The following is a 25,739-nucleotide window of genomic DNA, read 5'->3' as shown; positions in this document are numbered from 1 at the left end:
TGTGATCGCCCTCTCCCTCGCCGAGATCGCAGAAGTCGTCGGCGGGCAGACGCACGACATACCGGACCCCTCCGTCCAGGTCACCGGACCGGTCGTCCGGGACTCGCGGGAGGCGGGTCCGGGCAGCCTCTTCGTCGCCTTCACCGGCGAGCGCGTGGACGGCCACGACTTCGCGGCCCAGGTCGTCGGGGCGGGCGCGGTGGCGGTGCTCGCCTCCCGCCCGGTCGGCGTGCCCGCGATCGTCGTCGAGGACGTCCAGGCGGCCCTCGGCGCCCTCGCCCGGCACGTCGTCGGACGCCTCGGCACCACCCTCGTCGCGCTCACCGGCTCGGCCGGCAAGACCAGCACCAAGGACCTCATCGCGCAGGTGCTGCAGCGCAAGGGGCCGACCGTCTTCACCCCCGGTTCGCTCAACAACGAGATCGGGCTGCCGCTCACCGCCCTCACCGCCACCGAGGAGACGAAGTTCCTCGTGCTGGAGATGGGCGCCCGCGGGATCGGCCACATCCGTTACCTCACCGGTCTGACGCCCCCGAAGATCGGTCTCGTCCTGAACGTCGGCTCCGCCCACATCGGCGAGTTCGGCGGCCGGGAGCAGATCGCGCAGGCGAAGGGCGAGTTGGTCGAGTCCCTGCCCCCGGCCGAGGAGGGCGGCGCCGCGATCCTCAACGCGGACGACCCCTACGTGCGGGCCATGGCCTCCCGTACGAAGGCGAAGGTGGTTCTTTTCGGAGAGTCCGACGAAGCGGACGTTCGGGCCGAGAACGTGCGACTCACGGACAGCGGACAGCCTTCCTTCAGGCTTCACACACCCTCCGGTGCATCCGATGTGACCATGCGCCTGTACGGTGAGCATCACGTGTCGAACGCGCTCGCCGCGGCCGCCGTCGCCCACGAGTTGGGCATGCCCGCAGACGAGATCGCCCGCGCACTCTCCGAGGCGGGCTCCCTCTCCCGCTGGCGGATGGAGGTCACCGAGCGCCCGGACGGCGTGACGGTCGTCAACGACGCCTACAACGCGAACCCCGAGTCCATGCGGGCCGCCCTGCGCGCGCTCGCGGCCATGGCCAACGGGCGTCGCACGTGGGCGGTGCTCGGCAAGATGGCCGAGCTCGGGGACGAGGCGCTCGCCGAGCACGACGCGGTCGGACGGCTCGCCGTCCGGCTCAACGTCAGCAAGCTCGTCGCGGTCGGGGGCAGGGAAGCCGCCTGGCTGCAACTGGGCGCATATAACGAGGGTTCGTGGGGTGAGGAGTCGGTGCACGTGTCCGACGCACAGGCGGCGGTCGACCTGTTGCGCAGCGAATTGCGCCCGGGAGACGTCGTACTCGTGAAGGCGTCCCGTTCGGTCGGGCTCGAGAGCGTGGCGCAGGCGCTGCTCGAGACCGGTGCCGAGGGTGAGGTCGCAGCCCGATGATGAATCAGATCCTGTTCGCAGGTGTCATCGGCCTCTTCCTGACGCTGATCGGCACCCCGTTGCTGATCAAGCTGCTCGCGCGCAAGGGGTACGGCCAGTACATCCGTGACGACGGCCCGCGCGAGCACGCCAGCAAGCGCGGTACGCCGACCATGGGCGGCATCGCCTTCATCCTGGCGACGGTCGCCGCCTACTTCCTCAGCAAGGTGATCACCGGCAAGCCGCCGACCTTCTCGGGCCTGCTGGTGCTCGGCCTCATGGTCGGCATGGGCCTGGTCGGCTTCCTGGACGACTACATCAAGATCGTCAAGCGGCGTTCGCTGGGTCTGCGGGCCAAGGCGAAGATGGCCGGCCAGCTGATCGTCGGCATCGCCTTCGCGGTGCTCTCGCTGCAGTTCGCGGACGCCCGCGGCAACACCCCGGCCTCCACGAAGCTGTCGTTCATCACGGACTTCGGCTGGACCATCGGCCCGGTGCTGTTCGTGGTCTGGGCGCTGTTCATGATCCTCGCGATGTCGAACGGCGTGAACCTGACCGACGGCCTGGACGGTCTGGCCACCGGCGCCTCCGTGCTCGTCTTCGGCGCCTACACGTTCATCGGCGTCTGGCAGTTCCAGGAGTCGTGCGCCAACGCCCTGGAACTGACCAACCCGGGCGCCTGTTACGAGGTGCGCGACCCGCTCGACCTCGCGGTCGTCTCCTCCGCGCTGATGGGCGCCTGCCTCGGCTTCCTGTGGTGGAACACCTCCCCGGCCAAGATCTTCATGGGCGACACCGGTTCGCTGGCGCTCGGCGGTGTGCTCGCGGGTCTCGCGATCTGCTCCCGCACCGAGCTGCTGCTCGCCATCCTCGGCGGTCTGTTCGTCCTCATCACCATGTCGGTGGTCATCCAGGTCGGCTCCTTCCGGCTCACCGGGAAGCGGGTCTTCCGGATGGCGCCGCTCCAGCATCACTTCGAACTCAAGGGCTGGTCCGAAGTCCTCGTGGTGGTCCGCTTCTGGATCATCCAGGGCATCTGTGTGATCGTCGGACTGGGCCTCTTCTACGCGGGATGGGCAGCGGACAAGTGACCTCCTCGGTGTCTTCGGAACGCCCGGACTTCCAGGGCAAGCACGTCACCGTCGCCGGGCTCGGCGTCTCCGGCGTCCCGGCGGCCAAGGCGCTGCACGGCCTCGGCGCGCGCGTCACGGTCGTCAACGACGGCGACGACGAGCGCGCCCGGGCCCAGGCGGCCGAGCTGGAACGGCTCGGCGTCACCGTCCGCCTCGGCGACGGCGACACCCTGCCCGAGGGCACCGACCTGATCGTCACCGCACCCGGCTGGAAGCCCGACAAGCCGCTGTTCGCCGCCGCCGGGCGGGCCGGCGTCCCCGTCTGGGGCGACGTCGAACTCGCCTGGCGGCTGCGCGGCCCCGACGCCGCCCCGTGGCTCGCCGTCACGGGCACCAACGGCAAGACGACGACCGTCCAGATGCTCGCCTCCATCCTGAAGGCGGCGGGCCTGCGCACCGCGGCCGTCGGCAACATCGGCGTCTCGCTGCTCGACGCGGTGCTCGGCGAGGAGCGCTACGACGTGCTCGCCGTGGAGCTGTCCAGCTACCAGCTCCACTGGGCGCCCTCCCTGCGCGCCCACTCGGCGGCGGTGCTGAACCTCGCCCCCGACCACCTCGACTGGCACGGCTCCATGGAGGCGTACGCCAGGGACAAGGGCCGCGTCTACGAGGGCAATCGCGTCGCCTGCGTCTACAACGTCGCCGACAAGGCCACCGAGGACCTGGTCCGCGAGGCCGACGTCGAGGAGGGCTGCCGCGCCGTCGGCTTCACCCTGGGCACCCCGGGCCCCTCCCAACTCGGCGTCGTGGAGGGCATCCTGGTCGACCGCGCCTTCGTGGAGAACCGGCACAGGAACGCCCAGGAGCTGGCCGAGGTCTCCGACGTGAACCCGCCGGCCCCGCACAACATCGCCAACGCCCTCGCGGCCGCCGCCCTCGCCCGCGCCTTCGGGGTGCCCGCGAGCGCCGTACGGGACGGCCTGCGGGCCTTCACCCCGGACGCCCACCGCATCGCGCACGTCGCCGACGTGGACGGCGTCGCCTACGTCGACGACTCCAAGGCCACCAACACGCACGCCGCCGAGGCCTCGTTGGCGGCGTACGGGTCGATCGTGTGGATCGCGGGCGGCCTGGCGAAGGGCGCGACCTTCGACGAACTGGTCGCGGGGGCGGCGAAGCGGCTGCGCGGCGCCGTCCTGATCGGCCGGGACCGCGCCCTGATCCGCGAAGCCCTCGCGCGACACGCCCCCGAGGTACCGGTGGTCGACCTCGACCGGACCGACACTGGGGCGATGCTCCAGGCCGTCCAGGAGGCGCGGCGGCTCGCCCGGCCCGGCGACACGGTGCTGCTGGCCCCGGCCTGCGCCTCGATGGACATGTTCGCCAACTACAACAGGCGCGGCGAGGCGTTCGCCCGGGCGGTGCGCGAGCTCGGCGCCTGACCCGGCCGGCTGCGCCGGGCGACCTTGGGAGGGACGCGTGGCACCGTCGAGGCCTTGTCCGGCGTACACCTGTCCGGCGTGCAGCGGAGGCCGTGATGTCCAGTAGCCGTACCGGCGGACCGCCCGTGCAGCGGGCCGTCCGCAGGCCCGCCGCACCCCGGCCCCCGCGCGAGAACCCCCTGCGCACCCTGCACACGCGGGCCCGCAGGGCCTGGGACCGGCCGCTGACCGCGTACTACCTGATCCTCGGCGGCAGCGCGCTGATCACCGTGCTCGGCCTGGTGATGGTCTACTCGGCCTCCCAGATCACCGCGCTGCAGATGTCCCTGCCGGGCTCCTACTTCTTCCGCAAGCAGCTGCTGGCCGCCGTGATCGGCGCCGTGCTGCTGCTCGTGGCCTCCCGGATGCCGGTGAGGCTGCACCGGGCGCTGGCCTACCCCATCCTCGCGGGCGCCGTCTTCCTGATGGTCCTGGTGCAGGTGCCGGGGATAGGGGTCGCGGTCAACGGCAACCAGAACTGGATCGCCCTCGGCGGCTCCTTCCAGATCCAGCCCAGCGAGTTCGGCAAGCTGGCGCTGGTGCTGTGGGGCGCCGATCTGCTCGCCCGCAAGCAGGACAAGCGGCTGCTGACCCAGTGGAAGCACATGCTGGTGCCGCTGGTGCCGGCCGCCTTCATGCTGCTCGGGCTGATCATGCTCGGCGGCGACATGGGCACGGCGATCATCCTGACGGCGATCCTGTTCGGCCTGCTGTGGCTGGCCGGGGCGCCCACGCGGCTGTTCGCCGGTGTGCTGTCCGTGGCCGCCCTGCTCGGCGTGATCCTCATCCGCACCAGCCCCAACCGCATGGCGCGGCTCTCCTGCCTCGGAGCCACCGAACCCCAGTCGGGACCGGTCGACTGCTGGCAGGCGGTGCACGGGATCTACGCCCTCGCCTCCGGCGGAATTTTCGGTTCCGGACTCGGTGCGAGTGTGGAGAAATGGGGCCAACTCCCCGAAGCCCACACCGACTTCATCTTCGCCGTCACCGGTGAGGAACTGGGGCTGGCGGGGACGCTGTCGGTGCTCGCCCTCTTCGCGGCTCTAGGCTATGCGGGCATCCGCGTGGCCGGACGCACGGAGGACCCCTTCGTGAGGTATGCCGCGGGAGGCGTGACCACCTGGATCACGGCCCAGGCCGTGATCAACATCGGTGCGGTGCTCGGTCTGCTGCCGATCGCCGGTGTCCCGCTCCCGCTGTTCTCCTACGGAGGATCCGCCCTGCTGCCGACCATGTTCGCCATCGGGCTGCTGATCGCCTTCGCGCGTGAGGACCCCGCTGCACGGATGGCGCTTGCGATGCGGCAACCCCGCTTTGGTAAAAAGCGGACCAGGGGTTCTCAGCGGCCCCGGAGATGGAACACGATGCGACGGCGCGCCACTGCGGCGCGCTCGTCCGGAGAGCGGTGAATTTCGGTGCATGTCGTACTCGCCGGCGGAGGAACCGCGGGCCACATCGAGCCCGCGCTCGCCCTCGCGGACGCTCTGCGCAGGCAGGACCCGACCGTGGGCATCACGGCCCTGGGCACGGAGCGCGGCCTCGAGACGCGCCTGGTACCCGAGCGCGGGTACGAGCTGGCGCTGATCCCCGCCGTACCACTGCCACGCAAGCCGACCCCCGAGCTGATCACCGTCCCGGGCCGGCTGCGCGGCACGATCAAGGCGACCGAGCAGATCCTGGAGCGCACCAAGGCGGACGCCGTGGTCGGCTTCGGCGGCTACGTCGCCCTGCCCGGCTACCTCGCCGCCAAGCGGCTCGGCGTGCCGATCGTGATCCACGAGGCCAACGCCCGGCCCGGCCTGGCCAACAAGATCGGCTCCCGCTACGCCGCCCAGGTCGCCGTCTCCACGCCCGACAGCAAGCTGCGGGGCGCCCGCTACATCGGCATCCCGCTGCGCCGCTCCATCGCCACGCTGGACCGGGCCGCCGTGCGCCCCGAGGCCCGCGCCGCGTTCGGGCTCGACCCCAACCTGCCGACGCTGCTGGTCTCCGGCGGCTCGCAGGGCGCCCGCCGGCTGAACGAGGTCGTCCAGCAGGTGGCTCCGTGGCTCCAGCAGGCCGGGATCCAGATCCTGCACGCGGTCGGCCCGAAGAACGAACTGCCGCAGGTGCACCAGATGCCGGGGATGCCCCCCTACATCCCGGTAAGTTACCTGGACCGGATGGACCTCGCGTACGCCGCGGCCGACATGATGCTCTGCCGCGCGGGCGCGATGACCGTCGCCGAGCTCTCCGCCGTCGGACTCCCGGCCGCCTACGTCCCGCTGCCCATCGGCAACGGCGAACAGCGGCTCAACGCCCAGCCGGTGGTCAAGGCCGGCGGCGGCCTGCTGGTCGACGACGCGGAACTGACGCCGGAGTGGGTGCAGCACAACGTCCTGCCCGTGCTCGCCGATCCGCACCGGCTGTACGAGATGTCCCGCGCCGCCGCCGAGTTCGGCCGCCGGGACGCCGACGACCTGCTCGTCGGCATGGTGTACGAGGCGATCGCCTCGCGCCACCACCACTGAAAGGAGCGCGTGCGTGGCCGGATCGACCACCGCCGAGCGCGGTGAGCGCCGCCAGGGGTCGTCCGGCCCGCCGCCCGTCCTGCGGTCCCGGCGACGGCGCCTCCGGGTGCTCGTCGTCCTGGCCGTCGCCCTCGCGTTCCTCGGGAGCGGGACCTTCTGGCTGCTGTACGGCTCGGACCTCGTGCGCGTGGAGCGGGTGTCCGTGTCCGGTACCCGGGTCCTGGCGCCCGCGCAGGTGCGGGACGCCGCGGACGTCCCGCTCGGGGAGCAGTTGGTTTCCGTGGACACCGAGGCGATCGAGGCACGGCTTGCCCGGGAATTGCCCCGAATCGACACGGTTGACGTGGTGCGTTCCTGGCCGCGCGAAATCGAGCTGAAAGTGACCGAGCGCACTGCGGTCCTTATCGTGAAAAAGGGCGGAAAGTTCATCGAAGTGGACAATGAAGGTGTCCGATTCGCCACGGTTTCTCGGGCTCCCCGGGGCGTGCCCGCGCTGGAATTGGCCGTCTCCCGGACCGGTTCCGCGGCCGCGAGCCTGCGGCGCTTCGGCGAGGACCGGCTGGTGCGGGAGGCGGTGCGGGTCGCCGCCGCCGTCCCGGACCCCGTCGCGCGCGCGACCCGCAGCGTCAAGGTCCGCTCCTACGACGACATCTCGCTGCGGTTGACGGACGGCAGGACGGTCGACTGGGGGAGCGGCGAGAAGGGGGCCGCGAAGGCCCGCGCCCTCACCGCCCTGATGAAAGCGGCTCCCGGTGCGCGGCACTTCGACGTCAGCGTTCCCACGGCCCCCGCGTCATCGGGGAGTTGACGCGCGTCGACGCAGGCCAGCACCCTGGCTGGGCAGCGCTATGGCTGATCACATAGGGTGAAAAGAAAAACGGGAGGTTCGGCGTGTTCGTTGAACGGGCGCCGCTTGTCGACTTAGTGTCCTGTTCAGAAGACTCCAGGGAACAGACACACTGGTAACCCTAAACTTAAACGTTAGGGTTCGGGTCGGCGCTACGGACCGTCCCATTCGGCATCCGTCGTCGGATCGCGAGACGCAACCGCGTCCCGGTGATCCGGCGACACGTAACTCGAGGCGAGAGGCCTTCGACGTGGCAGCACCGCAGAACTACCTCGCAGTCATCAAAGTCATCGGTGTCGGCGGCGGTGGTGTCAATGCCATCAACCGGATGATCGAGGTCGGTCTCAAGGGCGTCGAGTTCATCGCCATCAACACCGACGCGCAAGCCCTGTTGATGAGCGACGCCGACGTCAAGCTCGACGTCGGCCGTGAACTCACCCGCGGACTCGGCGCCGGAGCCAACCCGGCCGTCGGCCGCAAGGCCGCCGAGGACCACCGCGAGGAGATCGAGGAGGTCCTCAAGGGGGCCGACATGGTCTTCGTGACGGCCGGTGAAGGCGGCGGCACCGGCACCGGCGGCGCGCCCGTCGTGGCCAACATCGCCCGCTCGCTCGGTGCCCTCACCATCGGCGTGGTCACGCGCCCGTTCACCTTCGAGGGGCGGCGCCGCGCGAACCAGGCCGAGGACGGCATCGCCGAGCTCCGCGAAGAGGTCGACACCCTCATCGTCATCCCGAACGACCGGCTGCTGTCCATCTCGGACCGCCAGGTCTCGGTCCTCGACGCCTTCAAGTCGGCGGACCAGGTCCTGCTCTCCGGTGTCCAGGGCATCACCGACCTCATCACCACGCCCGGCCTGATCAACCTCGACTTCGCCGACGTGAAGTCGGTCATGTCGGAGGCCGGTTCGGCCCTCATGGGCATCGGCTCGGCCCGCGGCGACGACCGCGCGGTGGCCGCCGCCGAGATGGCCATCTCCTCCCCGCTGCTGGAAGCCTCCATCGACGGCGCCCGCGGCGTGCTGCTCTCCATCTCCGGCGGCAGCGACCTCGGTCTGTTCGAGATCAACGAGGCCGCCCAGCTGGTGAGCGAGGCCGCCCACCCGGAGGCCAACATCATCTTCGGCGCGGTGATCGACGACGCCCTCGGCGACGAGGTCCGGGTCACCGTGATCGCGGCCGGCTTCGACGGGGGCCAGCCGCCGGCCAAGCGGGAGAACGTCCTCGGTTCGTCGTCGGTCAAGCGCGAGGAGCCGGCCCCGGCGCGGCAGCCGGAGAGCCGCCCCTCCTTCGGCTCGCTCGGCAGCGTCAAGCCGAAGGAGGACCCGGAGCCGGTGGTCCCGGAGCCGGTGAACGACATCCCGGTCGCCCAGCCGCCGGTCCCGCCGTCGCGGACCTACGACAGCGCGGCCGAGGAACTGGACGTACCGGACTTCCTGAAGTGATAGGACGGCGCGGGAGCGTGAGCGGCGCGCACTTCGCCTTCACCGACCGGTGGGGCGGGGTGAGCGCCGCTCCGTATGAGGAGCTCAACCTCGGCGGAGCGGTCGGCGACGAACCCGGCGCCGTACGCGCCAACCGGGACCTGGCCGCCAAGTCCCTCGGCGTCGACCCGGCCCGGGTGGTCTGGATGAACCAGGTGCACGGAGCCGACGCGGTCGTGGTCGACGGGCCCTGGGGCGACCGCCCGGTCCCCGAGGTGGACGCGATCGTCACGGCGCGGCGGGGTCTCGCCCTCGCCGTGCTCACCGCCGACTGCGTGCCGGTGCTGCTCGCCGACCCCGTCGCCGGGATCGTCGCCGCGGCCCACGCGGGCCGGCCCGGACTGGTCGCCGGGGTGGTCCCCGCCGCCGTACGGGCCATGACGGAACTCGGCGCCGAACCCTCCCGGATCGTCGCCCGCACCGGACCCGCCGTCTGCGGCCGGTGCTACGAGGTGCCGGAGGAGATGCGCGCCGCGGTGGCGGCCGTCGAGCCGGCGGCGCACGCCCGGACGAGCTGGGGCACACCGGCGGTCGACGTGGGCGCGGGGGTGCACGCGCAGCTCGAACGGCTCGGGGTGCGCGACCGGGAGCAGTCGCCGGTGTGCACGCTGGAGTCGGGGGATCACTTCTCGTACCGGCGCGACCGCACCACCGGGCGGCTCGCGGGCTATGTGTGGCTGGACTGAGGGACATGAAGGACCGTAGGGACGAACTCGCCGCGAACCTGGCGAGAGTGGAGGAGCGGATCGCCGCCGCGTGCGCCGCGGCCGGACGCGCGCGCGACGAGGTCACCCTCATCGTGGTCACCAAGACCTTCCCGGCGAGCGATGTGCGGATCCTGTCGGAACTCGGTGTGCGCCACGTCGCCGAGAACCGTGACCAGGACGCCGCCCCCAAGGCGGCCCAGTGCTCGGATCTGCCCCTTTCGTGGCACTTCGTCGGCCAGCTCCAGACCAACAAGGTGCGCTCCGTGGTCGGTTACGCCGACGTCGTGCAGTCCGTCGACCGCTCCCGGCTGGTGACGGCCCTCTCCCGTGAGGCCGTGCGGGCCGGGCGCGAAGTGGGCTGCCTCGTCCAGGTCGCGCTCGACGCCGGCGAGAGCGGCCGGGGGGAGCGCGGGGGTGTCGCGCCCGGCGGCGTCGCGGAGTTGGCCGGGCTCGTCGCCGGGGCCGAGGGGCTGCGGCTGGACGGGCTGATGACGGTCGCCCCGCTCACCGGGGAGTACGCCGGGCGTCAACAGGCCGCGTTCGAGCGGTTGATGGATTTGTCGACCGACCTGCGCAAGGCCCATCCGGCTGCGAACATGGTCTCGGCAGGAATGAGTGCGGACCTCGAACAGGCCGTTGCCGCCGGAGCGACACATGTGCGCGTCGGCAGTGCGGTACTCGGAGTCCGCCCCAGGCTCGGGTAACGTCGCCAAGAAGTCGGACCACAGCAGAAAATATGGTCATTGCCGCCAATAGCGGACATAAGGACCTCGTGGATCGCGGGCACTTGGCGGTCGTCAGCGGATCCACCACAGAGCGGAGGACTCGGAGCATGGCCGGCGCGATGCGCAAGATGGCGGTCTACCTCGGCCTCGTGGAGGACGATGGGTACGACGGCCGCGGATTCGATCCAGATGACGACTTTGAACCCGAACTCGACCCGGAGCCCGAGCGTGACCACAGGCGGCACGAACTGTCGCATCAGTCACATGCTTCACATCAGCCCCAAAGGGACGAAGAGGTGCGAGTCGTGCAGCCGCCCGCGCCCCGCGAACCGGTCGCCCGCGCCGCTTCGCTCCCCGCGGAATCACCGCGCCCGGCGCGCATCGCGCCCGTGGCATCCATCACACAAGAACGCGCAAGCCTGGAGAAGAACGCACCGGTGATCATGCCCAAGGTCGTGTCGGAACGAGAGCCTTACCGGATCACCACGCTTCACCCCCGGACCTACAACGAGGCCCGTACCATCGGGGAACACTTCCGTGAGGGCACGCCGGTGATCATGAATCTCACTGAGATGGATGACACGGACGCGAAGCGACTTGTCGACTTTGCGGCCGGTTTGGTGTTTGGTCTTCACGGCAGTATCGAGCGGGTGACGCAGAAGGTGTTCCTGCTGTCTCCTGCTAACGTCGATGTCACGGCGGAGGACAAGGCCCGCATCGCAGAGGGCGGGTTCTTCAACCAGAGCTGAGACGCAGGACCGATCGAGCAGGGCACAGGGGAGAGGGAAGAACAGACCATGAGCGTGTTCGCGCAGGTGATCTACATCGCGCTGATGGTGTTCCTCATCGTGCTCATCTTCCGGCTGGTCATGGACTACGTCTTCCAGTTCGCCCGCTCGTGGCAACCCGGCAAGGCGATGGTGGTCGTCCTGGAGGCCACCTACACTGTCACCGATCCACCGCTGAAGCTTCTGCGGCGGTTCATCCCGCCGCTGCGTCTCGGGGGCGTGGCGCTCGACCTGTCCTTCTTCGTACTGATGATCATCGTCTACATTCTGATCTCCCTCGTGGGCAGTGCACTGAGGTGACTGTGGACGACATGGGCCTGCCGACTGCCGATGACTACGTTGAGGTGAAGAGATGCCGTTGACCCCCGAGGACGTGCGGAACAAGCAGTTCACGACCGTCCGCCTCCGAGAAGGCTATGACGAGGACGAGGTCGATGCCTTCCTCGACGAGGTCGAAGCCGAACTGACGCGTCTGCTCCGCGAGAACGAGGACCTGCGCGCCAAGCTGGCCGCGGCCACGCGCGCCGCTGCCCAGAACCAGCAGAACATGCGCAAGCCCCCGGAGCAGGACCAGCAGCAGCCGCCGCAGGGCATGCCCCAGCAGGGCATGCCCCAGCAGGGCATGCCCCAGCAGGGCATGCCTCAGCAGGGCATGCGAGGTCCCGGCGCTCCGGTGCCCGCCGGGATATCGGGCCCGCCGCAGCAGCAGATGGGTGGCCCCATGGGTGGCCCGCCCCAGCTGCCGAGCGGTGCTCCCCAGCTGCCCGCCGGCCCCGGCGGACAGGGCGGCCCGCAGGGTCCCGGCCCGATGGGTCAGGGTCCCGGGCCGATGGGCCAGGGTGGCCCGATGCAGGGGCAGATGGGCCCCGGTGGCCCGATGGGCGGTCCCATGGGCGGCCCCGGTATGCCCGGTCAGGGCGGCCCCGGCGGCGACAGCGCCGCCCGCGTGCTGTCGCTGGCCCAGCAGACCGCCGACCAGGCGATCGCCGAGGCCCGTTCCGAGGCCAACAAGATCGTCGGCGAGGCGCGTTCGCGCGCCGAGGGCCTGGAGCGGGACGCCCGCGCCAAGGCCGACGCCCTGGAGCGGGACGCGCAGGAGAAGCACCGCGTCGCGATGGGCTCCCTGGAGTCCGCCCGCGCCACGCTGGAGCGCAAGGTCGAGGACCTGCGCGGCTTCGAGCGCGAGTACCGCACGCGGCTGAAGTCCTACCTGGAGTCGCAGCTGCGTCAGCTGGAGACCCAGGCGGACGACTCGCTCGCCCCGCCGCGCCAGCCCGCGAGCGCCGCGCCGTCGCTGCCGCCGTCCCCGGCGCCCTCGATGGCTCCGGCCGGTGCCGGTGCGCCGTCCTACGGCGGCAACCAGGGGATGGGCGGTGGCCCCGGCGGTCAGTCCGGCCCGTCCTACGGCGGTCAGCAGCAGATGCAGCCGGCGATGACCCAGCCCATGGCACCGGTGCGGCCGCAGGGGCCGTCGCCGATGGGGCAGGCACCCTCGCCGATGCGCGGGTTCCTCATCGACGAGGACGACAACTGACGGCCTCGCGGCCATGAGTACGGCGTAGCCGTCGGCAGCGTTCAGGGCGGGGCCCCGGGTTCACCAACCCGGGGCCCCGCCCTCGTGCTACGCGCGTTCGTCCCGATTGCGGTGGTTGTTCGAGGTCCTGGGTGTCTGTCCGTAGGACACAACGCCGAGGGCCCGGGCCCTCCGAGATTTTTCTCGGCGGGGCCCGGGCCCTCGGGTGCGGGGTTCCCGCGCGTCACACCTTGCGCAGGCGGAACGTCAGGGACAGGCCCTCGTCCGTGAACGCGTTCCCGTAGGTGTCGTCCGCCTCGCCCCGGGCGAAGTCCGTGGCGAGGACCTCGTCGGCGATCAGGGCGGAGTGGTCGGTCAGGGCCGCGACGGTCGCGGGCTCCGTGGCCGTCCAGCGCAGGGCGATGCGGTCGGCCACGTCGAGGCCGCTGTTCTTGCGGGCCTCCTGGATCAGCCGGATCGCGTCCCGGGCCAGGCCCGCGCGGCGCAGCTCCTCCGTGATCTCCAGGTCCAGCGCCACGGTGGCGCCGGCGTCGGAGGCCACCGACCAGCCCTCGCGCGGGGTCTCCGTGATGATCACCTCGTCCGGGGCGAGGGTGATCGTCTCACCGTCGACCTCGACCGAGGCCGTGCCCTCGCGCAGGGCCAGGGACAGGGCCGCGGCGTCCGCGTTCGCGACCGCCCTGGCCACGTCCTGGACGCGCTTGCCGAACCGCTTGCCCAGCGCGCGGAAGTTGGCCTTCGCCGTCGTGTCCACCAGCGAGCCGCCCACCTCGGACAGCGACGCCAACGACTCGACGTTCAGCTCCTCGGTGATCTGGGTGTGCAGCTCCGGGTCGAGGGCGTCGAAGCCGCCGGCCGCGATCAGCGCGCGCTTGAGCGGCTGGCGGGTCTTGACGCCCGACTCCGCGCGCGTGGCGCGACCCAGCTCCACCAGGCGGCGCACCAGCACCATCTGCTTCGACAGGTCCGGGTCGATCGCGGTCGGGTCCGCCTCCGGCCAGGAGGACAGGTGCACCGACTCCGGTGCGCCCGGGGTGACCGGGACGACCAGGTCCTGCCAGACCCGCTCGGTGATGAACGGGGTCAGCGGGGCCATCAGCCTGGTGACCGTCTCCACGACCTCGTGCAGGGTGCGCAGCGCGGCCTTGTCGCCCTGCCAGAAGCGGCGCCGGGAGCGGCGGACGTACCAGTTGGACAGGTCGTCGACGAAGGCGGACAGCAGCTTGCCGGCCCGCTGGGTGTCGTACGAGTCCAGCGCCTGCGTGACCTCACCGACCAGCGTGTGGAGCTCGCTCAGCAGCCAGCGGTCCAGCAGCGGGCGGTCGGCCGGGGCCGGGTCGGCCCCGGACGGGGCCCAGCCCGTCGTGCGGGCGTACAGGGCCTGGAAGGCGACCGTGTTCCAGTACGTCAGCAGCGTCTTGCGGACGACCTCCTGGATGGTGCCGTGGCCCACCCGGCGGGCCGCCCACGGCGAGCCGCCGGCCGCCATGAACCAGCGGACCGCGTCCGCGCCGTGCTGGTCCATCAACGGGATCGGCTGGAGGATGTTGCCCAGGTGCTTGGACATCTTCCGGCCGTCCTCGGCGAGGATGTGGCCGAGGCAGACGACGTTCTCGTAGGACGACTTGTCGAACACGAGGGTGCCGATCGCCATCAGCGTGTAGAACCAGCCGCGGGTCTGGTCGATGGCCTCGCTGATGAACTGCGCCGGGTAGCGGGCCTCGAACAGCTCCTTGTTCTTGTACGGGTAGCCCCACTGCGCGAACGGCATCGAACCCGAGTCGTACCAGGCGTCGATGACCTCCGGCACGCGCGTGGCCGTCTGCCCGCAGCCGTCCTGCGGGCAGGCGAAGGTGACCTCGTCGATGTACGGGCGGTGCGGGTCGAGGCCCGACTGGTCGGTGCCGGTCAGCTCGGTCAGCTCGGTGAGCGAGCCGACGCAGGTCAGGTGGTCGTCCGCGCAGCGCCAGATCGGCAGCGGGGTGCCCCAGTAGCGGTTGCGGGACAGCGCCCAGTCGATGTTGTTGTTCAGCCAGTCGCCGAACCGGCCGTGCTTGACCGTGTCCGGGAACCAGTTGGTGTTCTCGTTCTCCTGGAGCAGGCGGTCCTTGACGGCCGTGGTGCGGATGTACCAGGACGGCTGCGCGTAGTAGAGCAGCGCGGTGTGGCAGCGCCAGCAGTGCGGGTAGCTGTGCTCGTACGGGATGTGCCTGAAGAGCAGGCCGCGCTCGTCGAGGTCCGCGGTCAGCTTCTCGTCGGCCTTCTTGAAGAAGACTCCGCCGACCAGGGGGACGTCCTCCTCGAAGGTCCCGTCCGGGCGGACCGGGTTCACGACCGGCAGGCCGTAGGAGCGGCAGACCCTGAGGTCGTCCTCGCCGAAGGCGGGGGACTGGTGGACCAGGCCCGTGCCGTCCTCGGTGGTGACGTACTCGGCGTTCACCACGTAGTGCGCGGGCTCGGTGAACTCCACCAGCTCGAAGGGGCGCCGGTACGTCCAGCGCTCCATCTCGGCGCCGGTGAAGGACTGGCCGGTGGTCTCCCAGCCCTCGCCGAGGGCCTTGGCGACGAGCGGCTCGGCGACGACGAGCTTCTCCTCGCCGTCGGTCGCGACGACGTAGGTGACCTCGGGGTGGGCGGCGACGGCGGTGTTGGAGACCAGGGTCCACGGGGTGGTCGTCCACACCAGGAGCGCGGCCTCGCCGGCCAGCGGGCCGGAGGTGAGCGGGAAGCGGACGTAGACGGAGGGGTCGACGACCGTCTCGTAGCCCTGCGCCAGCTCGTGGTCCGACAGGCCGGTGCCGCAGCGCGGGCACCAGGGGGCGACGCGGTGGTCCTGGACCAGCAGGCCCTTGTTGAAGATCTCCTTCAGGGACCACCAGACGGACTCGACGTACTCCGGGTCCATGGTGCGGTAGGCGTCGTCGAGGTCGACCCAGTAGCCCATGCGGGTCGTCAGCTCGGTGAAGGCGTCGGTGTGGCGGGTCACCGACTCGCGGCACTTGGCGTTGAACTCGGCGATGCCGTACGCCTCGATGTCCTGCTTGCCGGAGAAGCCGAGCTCCTTCTCGACGGCCAGCTCCACCGGGAGGCCGTGGCAGTCCCAGCCGGCCTTGCGGGCCACGTGGTAGCCGCGCATGGTGCGGAAGCGGGGGAAGACGTCCTTGAAGACGCGCGCCTCGATGTGGTGGGCGCCGGGCATGCCGTTGGCGGTGGGCGGGCCCTCGTAGAACACCCACTCGGGGCGGCCCTCGGACTGCTCCAGGCTCTTGGCGAAGATCTTCTGCTCGCGCCAGAAGTCGAGCACCGCGTGCTCGAGGGCGGGCAGGTCGACCTGGGCGGGTACCTGGCGGTACGTCGGCGTTGTCATCAGCGAGCTTCCTCCGGCGGATCTGCTGCCTTCCGTCCGGAGGGACGAGAGCTGTGTCGATCCCTGCGCCGTCTTCGGCGCGCTCCCGCGGTACCACCCTCCTTGGCCCCCCGGTGCGTCGTGTGCGCCGGTGAGCCCCCTCATTCGGGTCGCGATGCCGGTTCTACTCGCCGATGCTGTGCTGCTGCGGCTTTCTTCCGGCGGCTCCGGGGTGATCTTCACGTCGCGCTCGCCCCCGGGCTCACACCCTCCCCGGGTCGCTCTGGGCTGCGTACGCCGCTACTCGTCCCCATCTCCGCTTTTCGCTCCGCCCAGTGTACGGCGCGGGAGAGGCGGCGGCCGACCGGTTTCCCCGTGGCCGGGGGAGGGGGGAGGCGTACGGGTTTCGTATGACCTGACATGGGCCGGTGTGCCCCGAATGGCGTGGTGCGCGCGTTCGGGCTCCGGGAGGCCGTCCCCGGCGGCATACCCGGCGGGGAGCTGGGCACAACGCATGCAGGTTCGCCGCGCGGCGCTCGCGGGGCGAGGGAATCGGGCGGTGTGCCCCGTTGCCGCGGGACTCGAGTCGATTTATCGTCCCAGCACGATTCGCGCGCGAGATCACAATATGTGAAGGGGCCGCGGCCATGGTGGCGAAGAAGACCGCCGTACAGCAGTCGGCGTCCGGCGGGCCCGGGCGCGCCGGTGGCGGCGCCCCCCGTGCGGAGGCCGTCGGCGGAGCGGTCAAGGGCGTGGACGGGAAGAGGAGCGCCCGGGGTGCGGCGGACCGCGCGGTGAAGCCCGCGAAGCGGGTGCGGGGGCCCGCCGCCGGCCCGGGGGGCCCGGAGCGCGCGAAGAGGACACCGGCCGCCGGGAGCGGGGCGGGGGAGTCCGCCGAGGGCGGGGCGGCGAGGAGGACGGCGGCCGGGGCCGCGCCGACGAGGCGGACGGGGAAGGCGCCGTCCGGCGGTGTGCCCGCGGAGAAGGCGGCGGCGGGGAAGAGCACGGCCGGGAGAGCGGCGAAGAAAGAGGCGAGGAAGACGGCGGGCGGAGCCGCCCCGGCGGAAAAGGCCGCGGTGAAGAGGGCCACGGCGGAAAAGGCCCCGGCGGAAGAGGGCACGGTGAAGAAGACCGGGGCGAGGAAGGCTGCGGCGAGGAAGACCGGGGCGAAGAAGGCGGTCGAGACCGCGCCGACCGGGAAGAAGTCGGCCGGGAAGGCGGCGGTGAAGAGGGCGCCGGCGGGGAAGGCGGCGGTCGAGGCCGCGCCGGCCGGCAAGGCGCCGGTGCCGGGTGCGGCGGTGGAGAAGGGCGGGGGCGTGCCGGGGGAGGGAGTCGTGGTCGAGGGGGTCCGGGGCGGGGAGGCCGGTGGCGCCGTCGAGGCGGGCGCGCGCGGAGCCGGAGGCAGCGGCGCCCGGGGCGGGGGCGGCGGCGCGCGGGGCGGGGGCGGCAAGAGGGCCGCCGCCCGGCACACGGGGGGCACGGGGGGAAGGAGCAGGGGCACCGCCGGGAACAGCGGGGGCACACAGGACATGGCCGGGCGCGGCACGGCCACTGACGCGGGCGCGGCCGAGGCCGCGGCGCAGACGGGAGCGACGACGGTGGGTGCGAAGAAGACACCTGGCCCGGCCACGGCGGCGAAGACCGCCGTACCCAAGGCACGGATCGCCGCGGCGGAGCCGGGCGACCTCGCGGTGCGGCCGGGCGAGGACCCCTGGACGCCGGAAGAGGTCGAGGAGGCGCGGGCCGGGCTGACGGCGGAAGTGACGCGGCTGCGCGACGAGATCAGCTCGTCCGAGCAGTCGCTGGCCGGCCTCATGCGGGACTCCGGGGACGGCGCGGGCGACGACGACGCCGACACCGGTACCAAGAACATCACGCGCGAGCACGAGCTGGCGCTCGCCGCCAACGCGCGCGAGATGCTCACCCAGTCCGAGCGGGCCCTGCAGCGCCTGGACGCCGGCACCTACGGCCTGTGCGAGAACTGCGGCAACCCCATCGGCAAGGCCCGCATGCAGGCCTTCCCCCGGGCCACCCTGTGCGTCGAGTGCAAGCAGAAGCAGGAGCGCCGTTACTGATCGCCTCCGTATGCCTCCTGAGCACGAGGGCCGCGCGGGGCGTGCCGTACCCTCGTCCTCAGTCAGGCACCTAGGTCGAGGGACTCACGTGGCAGAGGCGGAGCGCATCATCGGTACGCCGGACACCCCGGACGCGGACCGGGACGGGCAGGAGCGGGACGAGGTCCGCGCGGACGGCACCCCCGGGGCCGACGCCCCGGCCGGCACGTCCGGCACCGAGGGGACGGCGGAGGCCGGGCGGCCCCGCGGCAGGCGGCGCGTCGCCGTGCTGTTCGCCGTCGCCGCCGTCGCCTACGCCCTCGACCTGATCAGCAAGATGATCGTGGTCGCCAAGCTGGAGCACCACGAGCCCATCGAGATCATCGGTGACTGGCTGAGGTTCGAGGCGATCCGCAACGCGGGCGCGGCCTTCGGCTTCGGCGAGGCCTTCACCGTGATCTTCACGGTGATCGCGGCGGCGGTGATCGTGGTGATCATCCGGCTGGCCCGCAAGCTGTACAGCCTGCCCTGGGCGATCGCGCTCGGCCTGCTGCTCGGCGGCGCCCTCGGCAACCTCACCGACCGGATCTTCCGGTCCCCGGGCGTCTTCGAGGGCGCGGTCGTCGACTTCATCGCGCCCAAGCACTTCGCCGTGTTCAACCTGGCGGACTCGGCGATCGTGTGCGGCGGCATCCTGATCGTGCTGCTGTCGTTCCGGGGCCTCGACCCGGACGGGACCGTCCACAAGGACTGAACGCGCGTACGGGGCCGCCGGACCCGTCCGGCATACTCGACGGGTGAGCACGATTCCCGAGATCCGTACCCTGCCCGTGCCCGACGGCCTGGAGGGCGAGCGCGTCGACGCCGCCATCTCCCGCATGTTCGGCTTCTCCCGCACCAAGGCGGCCGAACTCGCCGCCGCGGGGAAGGTCACGGTCGACGGGTCGGTGGTCGGCAAGTCGGACCGGGTGAGCGGCGGCGCCTGGCTCGAGGTCGAGATGCCGCAGGCCCCCGCGCCGGTGCAGGTCGTCGCCGAGCCGGTCGAGGGCATGGAGATCGTGCACGACGACGACGACGTGGTCGTGATCGTCAAGCCCGTCGGGGTCGCCGCCCACCCCTCGCCCGGCTGGAGCGGCCCGACCGTGATCGGCGGCCTCGCCGCCGCCGGGTACCGCATCTCGACCTCCGGCGCCGCCGAGCGCCAGGGCATCGTGCACCGCCTCGACGTCGGCACCTCCGGTCTGATGGTGGTCGCCAAGTCCGAGTACGCGTACACGTCGCTGAAGCGCCAGTTCAAGGAGCGCACGGTCGACAAGCGCTACCACACGCTCGTCCAGGGCCACCCCGACCCCACCAGCGGCACCATCGACGCCCCCATCGGCCGGCACCCGCAGCACGACTACAAGTGGGCGGTCACCGCCGACGGCAAGCCGTCCGTCACGCACTACGACCTCATCGAGGCCTTCCGCGCCGCCTCCCTGCTCGACGTCAAGCTGGAGACCGGCCGCACCCACCAGATCCGCGTCCACATGGCCGCCCACCGGCACCCCTGCGTCGGCGACCTGACCTACGGCGCCGACCCCACGCTCGCCAAGCGGCTCCGCCTCGCCCGCCAGTGGCTGCACGCGGTGCGGCTCGGCTTCGAGCACCCCGGCGACGGCCGGTGGGTGGAGTTCTCCTGCGACTACCCCGAGGACCTGCAGAAGGCGCTGGACCAGGTCCGCGAGGAGACCTACGCATGAGCACCCCCGCCTACGTGGTCCGCGTGGCGGAGGAGGCCGCCGACCGGGAGGCGTGCTTCGCGGTGCGCAAGGAGGTCTTCGTCGCCGAGCAGGGCGTCCCCGAGGACATCGAGTACGACGCGTACGACGCCGGTGCCGTGCACGTGCTGGCGGTCCGGGAGGACGGCGTGCCGCTCGGCACCGGGCGGCTGCTGCACGGCGAGGCCGCCGCGGCGAAGAACGGCGGCGACCCGGAGGCCGGGTCCCTCGGGCGGCTCGCGGTGACCCGGGAGGCACGCGGGCTCGGGGTCGGGGCGGCGCTGGTGCGGGCCGTCGAGGAGGCGGCCCGCGCGCGCGGCCTCACCGCCGTCGACCTGCACGCGCAGACCCACGCCCTGGGTTTTTACGAACGGCTGGGGTACACGGCGTACGGACCCGAGTTCCCGGACGCGGGGATACCGCACCGGGCCATGCGGCGCGTTCTGTAGCCGAGGTCCGCGGACGTCCTGGTGAGGGCGGTGGCGTGGCAGGCTGGAGATCCGCCGGCCGATCGTCGACCCTCCGGGAGCACCGACCGTGGATCAGTTGGCCCTGCTGTTCGCCCTGCTGCTCGGGGCCGTGGTGAGCGTCCCCGTCGGAGAGCGGCTGGGGCTGCCGGCGCCGGTGCTGATGACGCTCCTCGGGATCGTCCTGGCGCTGCTGGAGTTCGTCCCGAACGTCGACGTGCCGCCGGACCTGATCCTGCCGCTGCTGCTGCCGCCCCTGCTCTACGCCGCCGTACGCCGGACGTCCTGGCGCCAGTTCGCGGCGAACGTCAGACCGATCCTCCTGCTGGCCGTGGCGCTGGTCTTCGTCACCACGCTGTGCGTGGCCGTGGTCGCCCACGCGATCGTGCCGGGGCTGCCGCTCGCCGCCGCCGTCGCCCTCGGCGCCCTGGTCGCGCCGCCCGACCCGATCGCGGCGACCGCCGTCGCCGGGAAGCTGGGGCTGCCGCGCCGGCTGGTGTCCATCCTGGAGGGCGAGGGGCTGTTCAACGACGTCACGGCCATCGTCCTGTACCACGTGGCGATCGCCGCCGCCGTGAGCGGCACCTTCTCGCCCTGGCGGGCCGGCCTGGACCTGGTGCTGTCGGCCGTGGTGGCGGTCGCGGTCGGGCTCGCGCTCGGCTGGGGCACCAACAGGCTGATGAACCTGCTCGGCGACCCGACCCTGCAGATCGCCCTGACCCTGCTGGTGCCGTTCGCCTCCTACGTCCTGGCCGAGGAACTGCACGGCTCGGGGGTGCTCGCGGTGCTCACCACCGCGCTGTTCCTCGTGGAGTACGCCACCGACGCCGACGACGTCATGGTCCGGCTCGCCGGGCACACCTTCTGGGACATCGTGGACACGCTCGTCACCGGTGTCGCGTTCGGGCTGGTCGGTCTCGAACTGCACAACGCGGTCGAGACCGCGGCCGGTCACTGGGGCGAGCTGCTCGCCTGGGCGGCGGTGATCGTGGGCGTGGTCGTCCTCGTCCGGCTGCTGTGGCTGCTGCCGGCGACCTGGCTGACCAAGCGGCTGCACACCGCGCGGGACGTCGACGAGGAGATCCCGGTGAGCTGGCGCGAGACCGTGGTGATGTGGTGGTCGGGGATGCGCGGGGTGGCCTCCGTCGCCCTGGTCCTCGCCGTTCCGCTGGAGACCGATGCCGGGGAGCCCTTCCCCGCCCGGGGCGAGATCGTCTTCATCGCGTTCGGCGTGGTGCTGGCGACGCTGCTGGTGCAGGGGCTGACCCTGCCGCGGCTGGTGAGCCGGCTGGGGGTGCGGGGCGACACCGGGCGCGAGAAGGAGTTCGAGCGGCAGCTGGCGGTGCGGGCGGCGAAGGCGGCGAAGCGGCGGCTGCGGGAGATCGAGGAGGTCGAGGACCTGCCGGAGGAGCTGTCCGAGCAGATGCTGCGGAGGTCGTTCGACATCGGGGTGCGGATCAGCCCGGAGATGGCGCAGGACGAGCGGCGGGAGGCGTACCGGCAGCGGGCGCGGCGGCTGAAGCGGGTGCGGCGGATCGAGGGGGAGATGCTGAGCGCCGCGCGCCACGAGGTGCTGGCGGCGCGGAGCGAGGAGGGGGCGGACCCGGAGGTGGTGGACCGGGTGCTGCGCCATCTGGACGTGCGGAGTCTGAGGTGAGGTCACCCTCCCGCGCGCCGTCCGCTCCGAGCCGGTGGAGAAACGGGCGTTTCCCGTGGATCTTCGCGCGTCGGCGGTCTTCTGTTCGTAGGGTCTCCCCATGACTCGGAATGTCGTGATCAGCGGGGGCGGTACGGGGATCGGACTGGCCACCGCGCAGGTGTTCGCCGCGGACGGGGACCAGGTGCTGCTGCTCGGGCGGCGCGGTGACGTGCTCGAACGGGCCGCGGTGCCGGGAGCCCTGACGTACGCCGCCGACCTGGCCGATCCGGAGGCCGTGCGGGGCGTGGCCGGGTTCGTGGGCCGGGAGTTCGGGGCGGTGGACGTGCTGGTCCACTGCGCCGGCGGCAGCGGGCTCCTGGAACCCCCGGTCGGCGGCGACGACCCGCTGGACGCGGTCGCCCGCGACTGGACGGTCAGCTTCCGGCTCAACGTGCTGACCGCCGTGCTGCTCACGGAGGCCCTAAGGGAGCGGCTCGCCGAACCCGGCGGGCGGGTGCTGTTCCTCAGCTCCATCGCCGCCTACCGGGGATCGGGGCGGGGGTCGTACGCGGCGGCCAAGGCGGCACTGCACCCGTACGCCCACGACCTGGCCCGGAGCCTGGGACCGCACGGCATCACGGTGAACGTGGTCGCGCCCGGCTACATCGAGGACACCGGGTTCTTCGGCGACGGCATCGACGAGGAGAGGCGGGCGCGGCTGATCGCCGAGACGTCCGACAGGCGGGCCGGGACGCCCGGGGACGTGGCCGCGACCCTGCACTGGCTCGCCTCCCCGGGCGCCGCCCACATCACCTCGCAGATCATCCAGGTCAACGGCGGCGCCGAGCGCGGTCACTGAGGGCGGTCAGCGCTCCCTGGGATGGCTGTGCGCCCGGCGGGCCGCCGGTATGCCGACGGGGGCCCGGCGGCCGTCGAGGCCCGGCGGCGGCACCGCGTCCGCCGTGTTGACCCGGGGCAGGGCGTACGGGTGCTCGTCGGCCAGCCAGCGGATCATCTGCTCGCGGACCTCGACCCGCACCGTCCATATGTCGTCCGCGTCCTTGGCCGTCACCAGGGCCCGCACCTCCATGGTGCTGGGCGTGCTGTCCGTCACGTTCAGGTTGTAGGCGCGGCCGTCCCAGGCCGGGCACTCCCGCAGGATGTCGCGGAGCTTGTCGCGCATCGCCTCCAGCGGGGCCGAGTGGTCGAGGTGCCAGTAGACGATGCCGGTCATCTGGGGCGTGCCGCGCGACCAGTTCTCGAACGGCTTGGACGTGAAGTACGACACCGGCATGGTGATCCGGCGCTCGTCCCAGGTGCGCACGGTCAGGAAGGTCAGTGTGATCTCCTCGACCGTGCCCCACTCGCCGTCCACCACGACCGTGTCCCCGATGCGCACCATGTCGCCGAAGGCGATCTGCAGCCCGGCGAACATGTTGCCCAGCGTGGACTGGGCGGCGACACCGGCGACGATGCCGAGGATGCCGGCCGAGGCCAGCAGCGAGGCCCCGGCCGCCTGCATCGCGGGGAAGGTCAGCAGCATCGCGGCCGCCGCCACCACCCCGACGATCGCCGACACCACCCGCCGGATCAGCGTCACCTGGGTGCGCACCCGGCGGACCCGTGCCGGGTCGCGGTGGTAGCGGGCGTTGGCGTAGCGGGTGTAGGTGGTCTCGACGACCGCCGCCGCGATCCGGATCATCAGCCAGGCGGCCGACCCGATCAGCACCAGGGTCAGTGTGCGGCCGATGCCGATCCGGTGGTCCGGGAACACCCCGGCCTCGACGTACGACCCTCTCAGCAGGGCCGAGCAGAGCACCAACTGGTAGGGGATACGGGCACGGCGGAGCAGCCCCCACAGCGGAGTCTCGTGGTGGCGTTCGTCGGCCTTGCGCAGCAGCAGGTCGGTGGCCCAGCCGATCAGCAGCGTGAGCAGCACCGACCCGCCGACCACGATCAACGGGCGGAGCACGTCATCCATGCCTTCGAACCTAACCGGCCCCGGGCGGGCATGAACATGTGACTTCCGCACGCTCGCGGGTACTGCCGCGATCCGCCCTCGTCACACCGGGCTGGCACGATGGGGTTCATGAACATCGTGCTCTTTCACTCGACCTACGGTCTCAGGCCCGCCGTGGACCGGGCCGCCGACCGGCTGCGCGCGGCCGGCCACGAGGTCTGGACGCCCGACCTCTTCGAGGGCCGTACGTTCGGCACGGCCGAGGAGGGCATGGCGTACAAGGAGGAGACCGGCAAGGACGAGCTGCTGAAGCGGGCCGTGCTGGCCGCCGCGCCCTACTCGGAGCGGGGGCTGGTGTACGCCGGGTTCTCCTTCGGCGCCTCCGTGGCCCAGACGCTGGCCCTCGGCGACGAGAGGGCGCGCGGACTGCTGCTGCTGCACGGCACGTCCGACATCGCGGAGAACGCCTCGGTGGACGACCTGCCGGTGCAGCTGCACGTCGCCGAGCCGGACCCGTTCGAGACCGACGACTGGCTCACCGCCTGGTACCTGCGGATGGGACGGGCGGGCGCCGACGTGGAGGTGTACCGGTACGCCGGGGCCGGCCACCTCTACACCGACCCCGACCTGCCGGACTACGACGAGGAGGCCGCCGAGGCCACCTGGCGGGTGGCGCTCGGCTTCCTCGGCTCGCTGGAGGGGGATCAGCCGGCGCGGTAGGCGGCCCAGCTCTCCTGCATGCGCGTCACCTGGCCCGGGGTGAACTGGTACATGCACGCGTCGTACGTGTAGTCCATGAAGTTGTGGATCGGGTCGGCGCCCGCGCTGCGGGCGCAGGTGTCGCGGCCCTCGGGGCACTGGTAGGCGGCGCTCTTCTCGGCCGGGGTGTCGCCGACGTAGTCGCCGCTGCCGTTGCAGCCGCCCTGGAAGGTGTGGTAGAGGCCCATCCAGTGGCCCACCTCGTGGGTGGCGGTGTCGCCCTCGTCGTAGTGCGTGGCGGAGCCGCCGGGCAGCGAGGAGTTCAGGACGACGACGCCGTCCATCTCCGGGCTGGAGCGGTAGGAGCTCGGGAAGGTGGCCCAGCCGAGCAGGCCGTCGCCGATGTCGGCGGTGTAGAAGTTGAGCGCGTTCGCGCCGCCCTGGTGCAGGGCGGTCTTCATCGCCTTCTCCTCCGGCGAGCCGTAGCCGACGGTGTACCAGGCGGCGTTGTCGGTGTAGTCGGTGCCGGCCAGCGTGAACTGGAAGCCGGAGTCGGTGTTGCCGGTGCCCTGGCCGGCGTAGGCCGCGTTCAGGACGTCCATCTGCGCGGTGATGTCGGCGGAGCTGAGCTTGCCGGTCTCGCCGTCGTGGATGACGTGGAAGTAGACCGGGATGGTCGCCGAGGCGGCGGTGGCGGTGCTCCGGCCGGAGGCGCGCAGCTTGTCCAGCTTGGCGCGCAGATCGGCGTCCATGGCCCGGGCGCGGGCCTCGCTGATCTCGTTCGGCTCGGCGGCGTGCTCCTCGTGGCCGGGGTGGGCCTTGCGGGCCGCGGAGTGGGCGTCCTCGGCGCACTCGGCGGTCAGGGTCCCCGCCGCGGCGACACCGGTCGGCGCGGACAGGGGGGTGAGCATCAGGGTTCCGGCCACGACGGCGGTGCCGAGCAGGCGTCTGCGCGACAGCGACGATATCCGGGCGAGCGTACGCATGGGGGCTCCTGGCGGATGCGGTGGGGAAAGGGCCAGGGATCTTCCTGGCCGCCGCCGGGAGATTACGTGTGCATGACTACACGCCAAGAGGAGTGATCAAGCCCAATCAACTCCCCGACAAACACGGGCAATCGGGGAAGTGACCGATGCGGGAACGTCACGTTGCGAGGAGTCCGGGAGCGGGGGGTCATCATTCCGGCCATCGGGCGGGTGGTGTGTCCGGATTCGGCTCACGGCCCACACCACCCGCCGTGACGACGCGATCCGTCCTCGACGGCCGGCCT

At 71.8% G+C, this 25,739-nt stretch carries 22 protein-coding genes; 19 read left to right on the top strand and 3 right to left on the bottom strand.

Annotation, left to right across the window (positions count from 1 at the left end; translation table 11 throughout):
- Nucleotide 1: 1 nt before the first annotated feature.
- The 12 genes from murF (at nt 2) to GL259_RS11660 (ending at nt 12,544) form a co-directional block, all read left to right on the top strand.
- Entirely contained in the window at nt 2-1,417 is a 1,416-nt protein-coding gene (murF, locus tag GL259_RS11715) for a UDP-N-acetylmuramoyl-tripeptide--D-alanyl-D-alanine ligase (protein WP_159531838.1), read from the top strand.
- Nucleotides 1,414-2,487 (top strand): phospho-N-acetylmuramoyl-pentapeptide-transferase, encoded by a 1,074-nt coding sequence (gene mraY / locus GL259_RS11710; protein ID WP_159531837.1) that lies wholly within the window; start codon nt 1,414-1,416, stop codon nt 2,485-2,487. Before murF ends, mraY begins: the two co-directional genes overlap by 4 nt.
- A complete protein-coding gene (gene murD, locus GL259_RS11705) occupies nt 2,469-3,911 on the top strand; it encodes a UDP-N-acetylmuramoyl-L-alanine--D-glutamate ligase (protein ID WP_159531836.1) in 1,443 nt (480 codons plus the stop codon). Before mraY ends, murD begins: the two co-directional genes overlap by 19 nt.
- A gap of 95 nt (nt 3,912-4,006) precedes the next feature.
- Nucleotides 4,007-5,359 carry a putative lipid II flippase FtsW gene (ftsW, locus tag GL259_RS11700; protein ID WP_159531835.1) on the top strand — a complete coding sequence of 451 codons (1,353 nt, stop codon included), beginning with the start codon at nt 4,007-4,009 and terminating at the stop codon, nt 5,357-5,359.
- A gap of 6 nt (nt 5,360-5,365) precedes the next feature.
- A complete protein-coding gene (gene murG / locus GL259_RS11695; protein ID WP_159531834.1) occupies nt 5,366-6,460 on the top strand; it encodes an undecaprenyldiphospho-muramoylpentapeptide beta-N-acetylglucosaminyltransferase in 1,095 nt (364 codons plus the stop codon).
- Nucleotides 6,461-6,473: 13 nt separating this feature from the next.
- A complete protein-coding gene (locus tag GL259_RS11690; RefSeq protein WP_159531833.1) occupies nt 6,474-7,268 on the top strand; it encodes an FtsQ-type POTRA domain-containing protein in 795 nt (264 codons plus the stop codon).
- Between the two features lie 289 nt (nt 7,269-7,557).
- Nucleotides 7,558-8,751 carry a cell division protein FtsZ gene (gene ftsZ / locus GL259_RS11685; RefSeq protein WP_159531832.1) on the top strand — a complete coding sequence of 398 codons (1,194 nt, stop codon included), beginning with the start codon at nt 7,558-7,560 and terminating at the stop codon, nt 8,749-8,751.
- Entirely contained in the window at nt 8,748-9,476 is a 729-nt protein-coding gene (pgeF, locus tag GL259_RS11680) for a peptidoglycan editing factor PgeF (RefSeq protein ID WP_159531831.1), read from the top strand. The genes ftsZ and pgeF overlap by 4 nt, the downstream gene beginning before the upstream one ends.
- Before the next feature lie 5 nt (nt 9,477-9,481).
- Nucleotides 9,482-10,201: a YggS family pyridoxal phosphate-dependent enzyme gene (locus GL259_RS11675; protein WP_159531830.1), complete on the top strand. Its 720-nt coding sequence runs from the start codon at nt 9,482-9,484 to the stop codon at nt 10,199-10,201.
- Nucleotides 10,202-10,329: 128 nt separating this feature from the next.
- Nucleotides 10,330-10,971 (top strand): cell division protein SepF, encoded by a 642-nt coding sequence (gene sepF, locus GL259_RS11670; RefSeq protein ID WP_159531828.1) that lies wholly within the window; start codon nt 10,330-10,332, stop codon nt 10,969-10,971.
- 48 nt (nt 10,972-11,019) lie between these two features.
- The gene (locus GL259_RS11665; protein ID WP_109383520.1) at nt 11,020-11,310 is read left to right on the top strand and encodes a YggT family protein; all 291 of its coding nucleotides are present in this window, start codon (nt 11,020-11,022) and stop codon (nt 11,308-11,310) included.
- Nucleotides 11,311-11,362: 52 nt separating this feature from the next.
- On the top strand, nt 11,363-12,544 hold the full coding sequence (locus GL259_RS11660; RefSeq protein WP_159531826.1) for a DivIVA domain-containing protein: 1,182 nt from the start codon (nt 11,363-11,365) through the stop codon (nt 12,542-12,544).
- Between the two features lie 223 nt (nt 12,545-12,767).
- Here the strand turns inward: GL259_RS11660 and ileS are convergent, their stop codons facing one another.
- Nucleotides 12,768-15,911: an isoleucine--tRNA ligase gene (gene ileS / locus GL259_RS11655; protein WP_159531824.1), complete on the bottom strand. Its 3,144-nt coding sequence runs from the start codon at nt 15,909-15,911 to the stop codon at nt 12,768-12,770.
- Between the two features lie 626 nt (nt 15,912-16,537).
- Here ileS and GL259_RS11645 point away from each other — a divergent pair.
- The 6 genes from GL259_RS11645 to GL259_RS11620 all read left to right on the top strand — a co-directional run bounded on the left by GL259_RS11645 (nt 16,538) and on the right by GL259_RS11620 (nt 22,669).
- Nucleotides 16,538-17,965, top strand: a complete 1,428-nt coding sequence (locus GL259_RS11645) for a TraR/DksA C4-type zinc finger protein (RefSeq protein ID WP_208026461.1) — start codon at nt 16,538-16,540, stop codon at nt 17,963-17,965.
- A gap of 88 nt (nt 17,966-18,053) precedes the next feature.
- Nucleotides 18,054-18,698 (top strand): signal peptidase II, encoded by a 645-nt coding sequence (gene lspA / locus GL259_RS11640; protein ID WP_159531822.1) that lies wholly within the window; start codon nt 18,054-18,056, stop codon nt 18,696-18,698.
- 43 nt (nt 18,699-18,741) lie between these two features.
- Nucleotides 18,742-19,686: an RluA family pseudouridine synthase gene (locus tag GL259_RS11635; protein ID WP_159531820.1), complete on the top strand. Its 945-nt coding sequence runs from the start codon at nt 18,742-18,744 to the stop codon at nt 19,684-19,686.
- Nucleotides 19,683-20,153 carry a GNAT family N-acetyltransferase gene (locus GL259_RS11630; RefSeq protein ID WP_159531818.1) on the top strand — a complete coding sequence of 157 codons (471 nt, stop codon included), beginning with the start codon at nt 19,683-19,685 and terminating at the stop codon, nt 20,151-20,153. The genes GL259_RS11635 and GL259_RS11630 overlap by 4 nt, the downstream gene beginning before the upstream one ends.
- Before the next feature lie 88 nt (nt 20,154-20,241).
- Nucleotides 20,242-21,828 carry a Na+/H+ antiporter gene (locus GL259_RS11625; RefSeq protein ID WP_159531816.1) on the top strand — a complete coding sequence of 529 codons (1,587 nt, stop codon included), beginning with the start codon at nt 20,242-20,244 and terminating at the stop codon, nt 21,826-21,828.
- A 100-nt stretch (nt 21,829-21,928) separates the two neighbouring features.
- Nucleotides 21,929-22,669, top strand: a complete 741-nt coding sequence (locus GL259_RS11620) for an SDR family oxidoreductase (protein ID WP_159531814.1) — start codon at nt 21,929-21,931, stop codon at nt 22,667-22,669.
- A 6-nt stretch (nt 22,670-22,675) separates the two neighbouring features.
- Here GL259_RS11620 and GL259_RS11615 read toward each other — a convergent pair whose 3' ends face one another.
- The gene (locus GL259_RS11615; protein WP_159531812.1) at nt 22,676-23,791 is read right to left on the bottom strand and encodes a mechanosensitive ion channel domain-containing protein; all 1,116 of its coding nucleotides are present in this window, start codon (nt 23,789-23,791) and stop codon (nt 22,676-22,678) included.
- A gap of 108 nt (nt 23,792-23,899) precedes the next feature.
- On the opposite strand from GL259_RS11615, the gene GL259_RS11610 reads away from it, so the two are divergent.
- Nucleotides 23,900-24,490, top strand: a complete 591-nt coding sequence (locus GL259_RS11610) for a dienelactone hydrolase family protein (RefSeq protein WP_159531810.1) — start codon at nt 23,900-23,902, stop codon at nt 24,488-24,490.
- Here GL259_RS11610 and GL259_RS11605 read toward each other — a convergent pair.
- Nucleotides 24,475-25,455 (bottom strand): zinc metalloprotease, encoded by a 981-nt coding sequence (locus GL259_RS11605; protein WP_159531808.1) that lies wholly within the window; start codon nt 25,453-25,455, stop codon nt 24,475-24,477. The two genes, GL259_RS11610 and GL259_RS11605, sit on opposite strands and share 16 nt — an antisense overlap.
- Nucleotides 25,456-25,739: the final 284 nt, after the last annotated feature.

It is taken from the genome of Streptomyces sp. Tu 3180 (genome assembly GCF_009852415.1).
In the GTDB taxonomy this organism is placed as follows: domain Bacteria; phylum Actinomycetota; class Actinomycetes; order Streptomycetales; family Streptomycetaceae; genus Streptomyces.
Note: the sequence above shows the minus strand (reverse complement) of the source record. Positions and strands in the feature narration are given on the sequence as shown.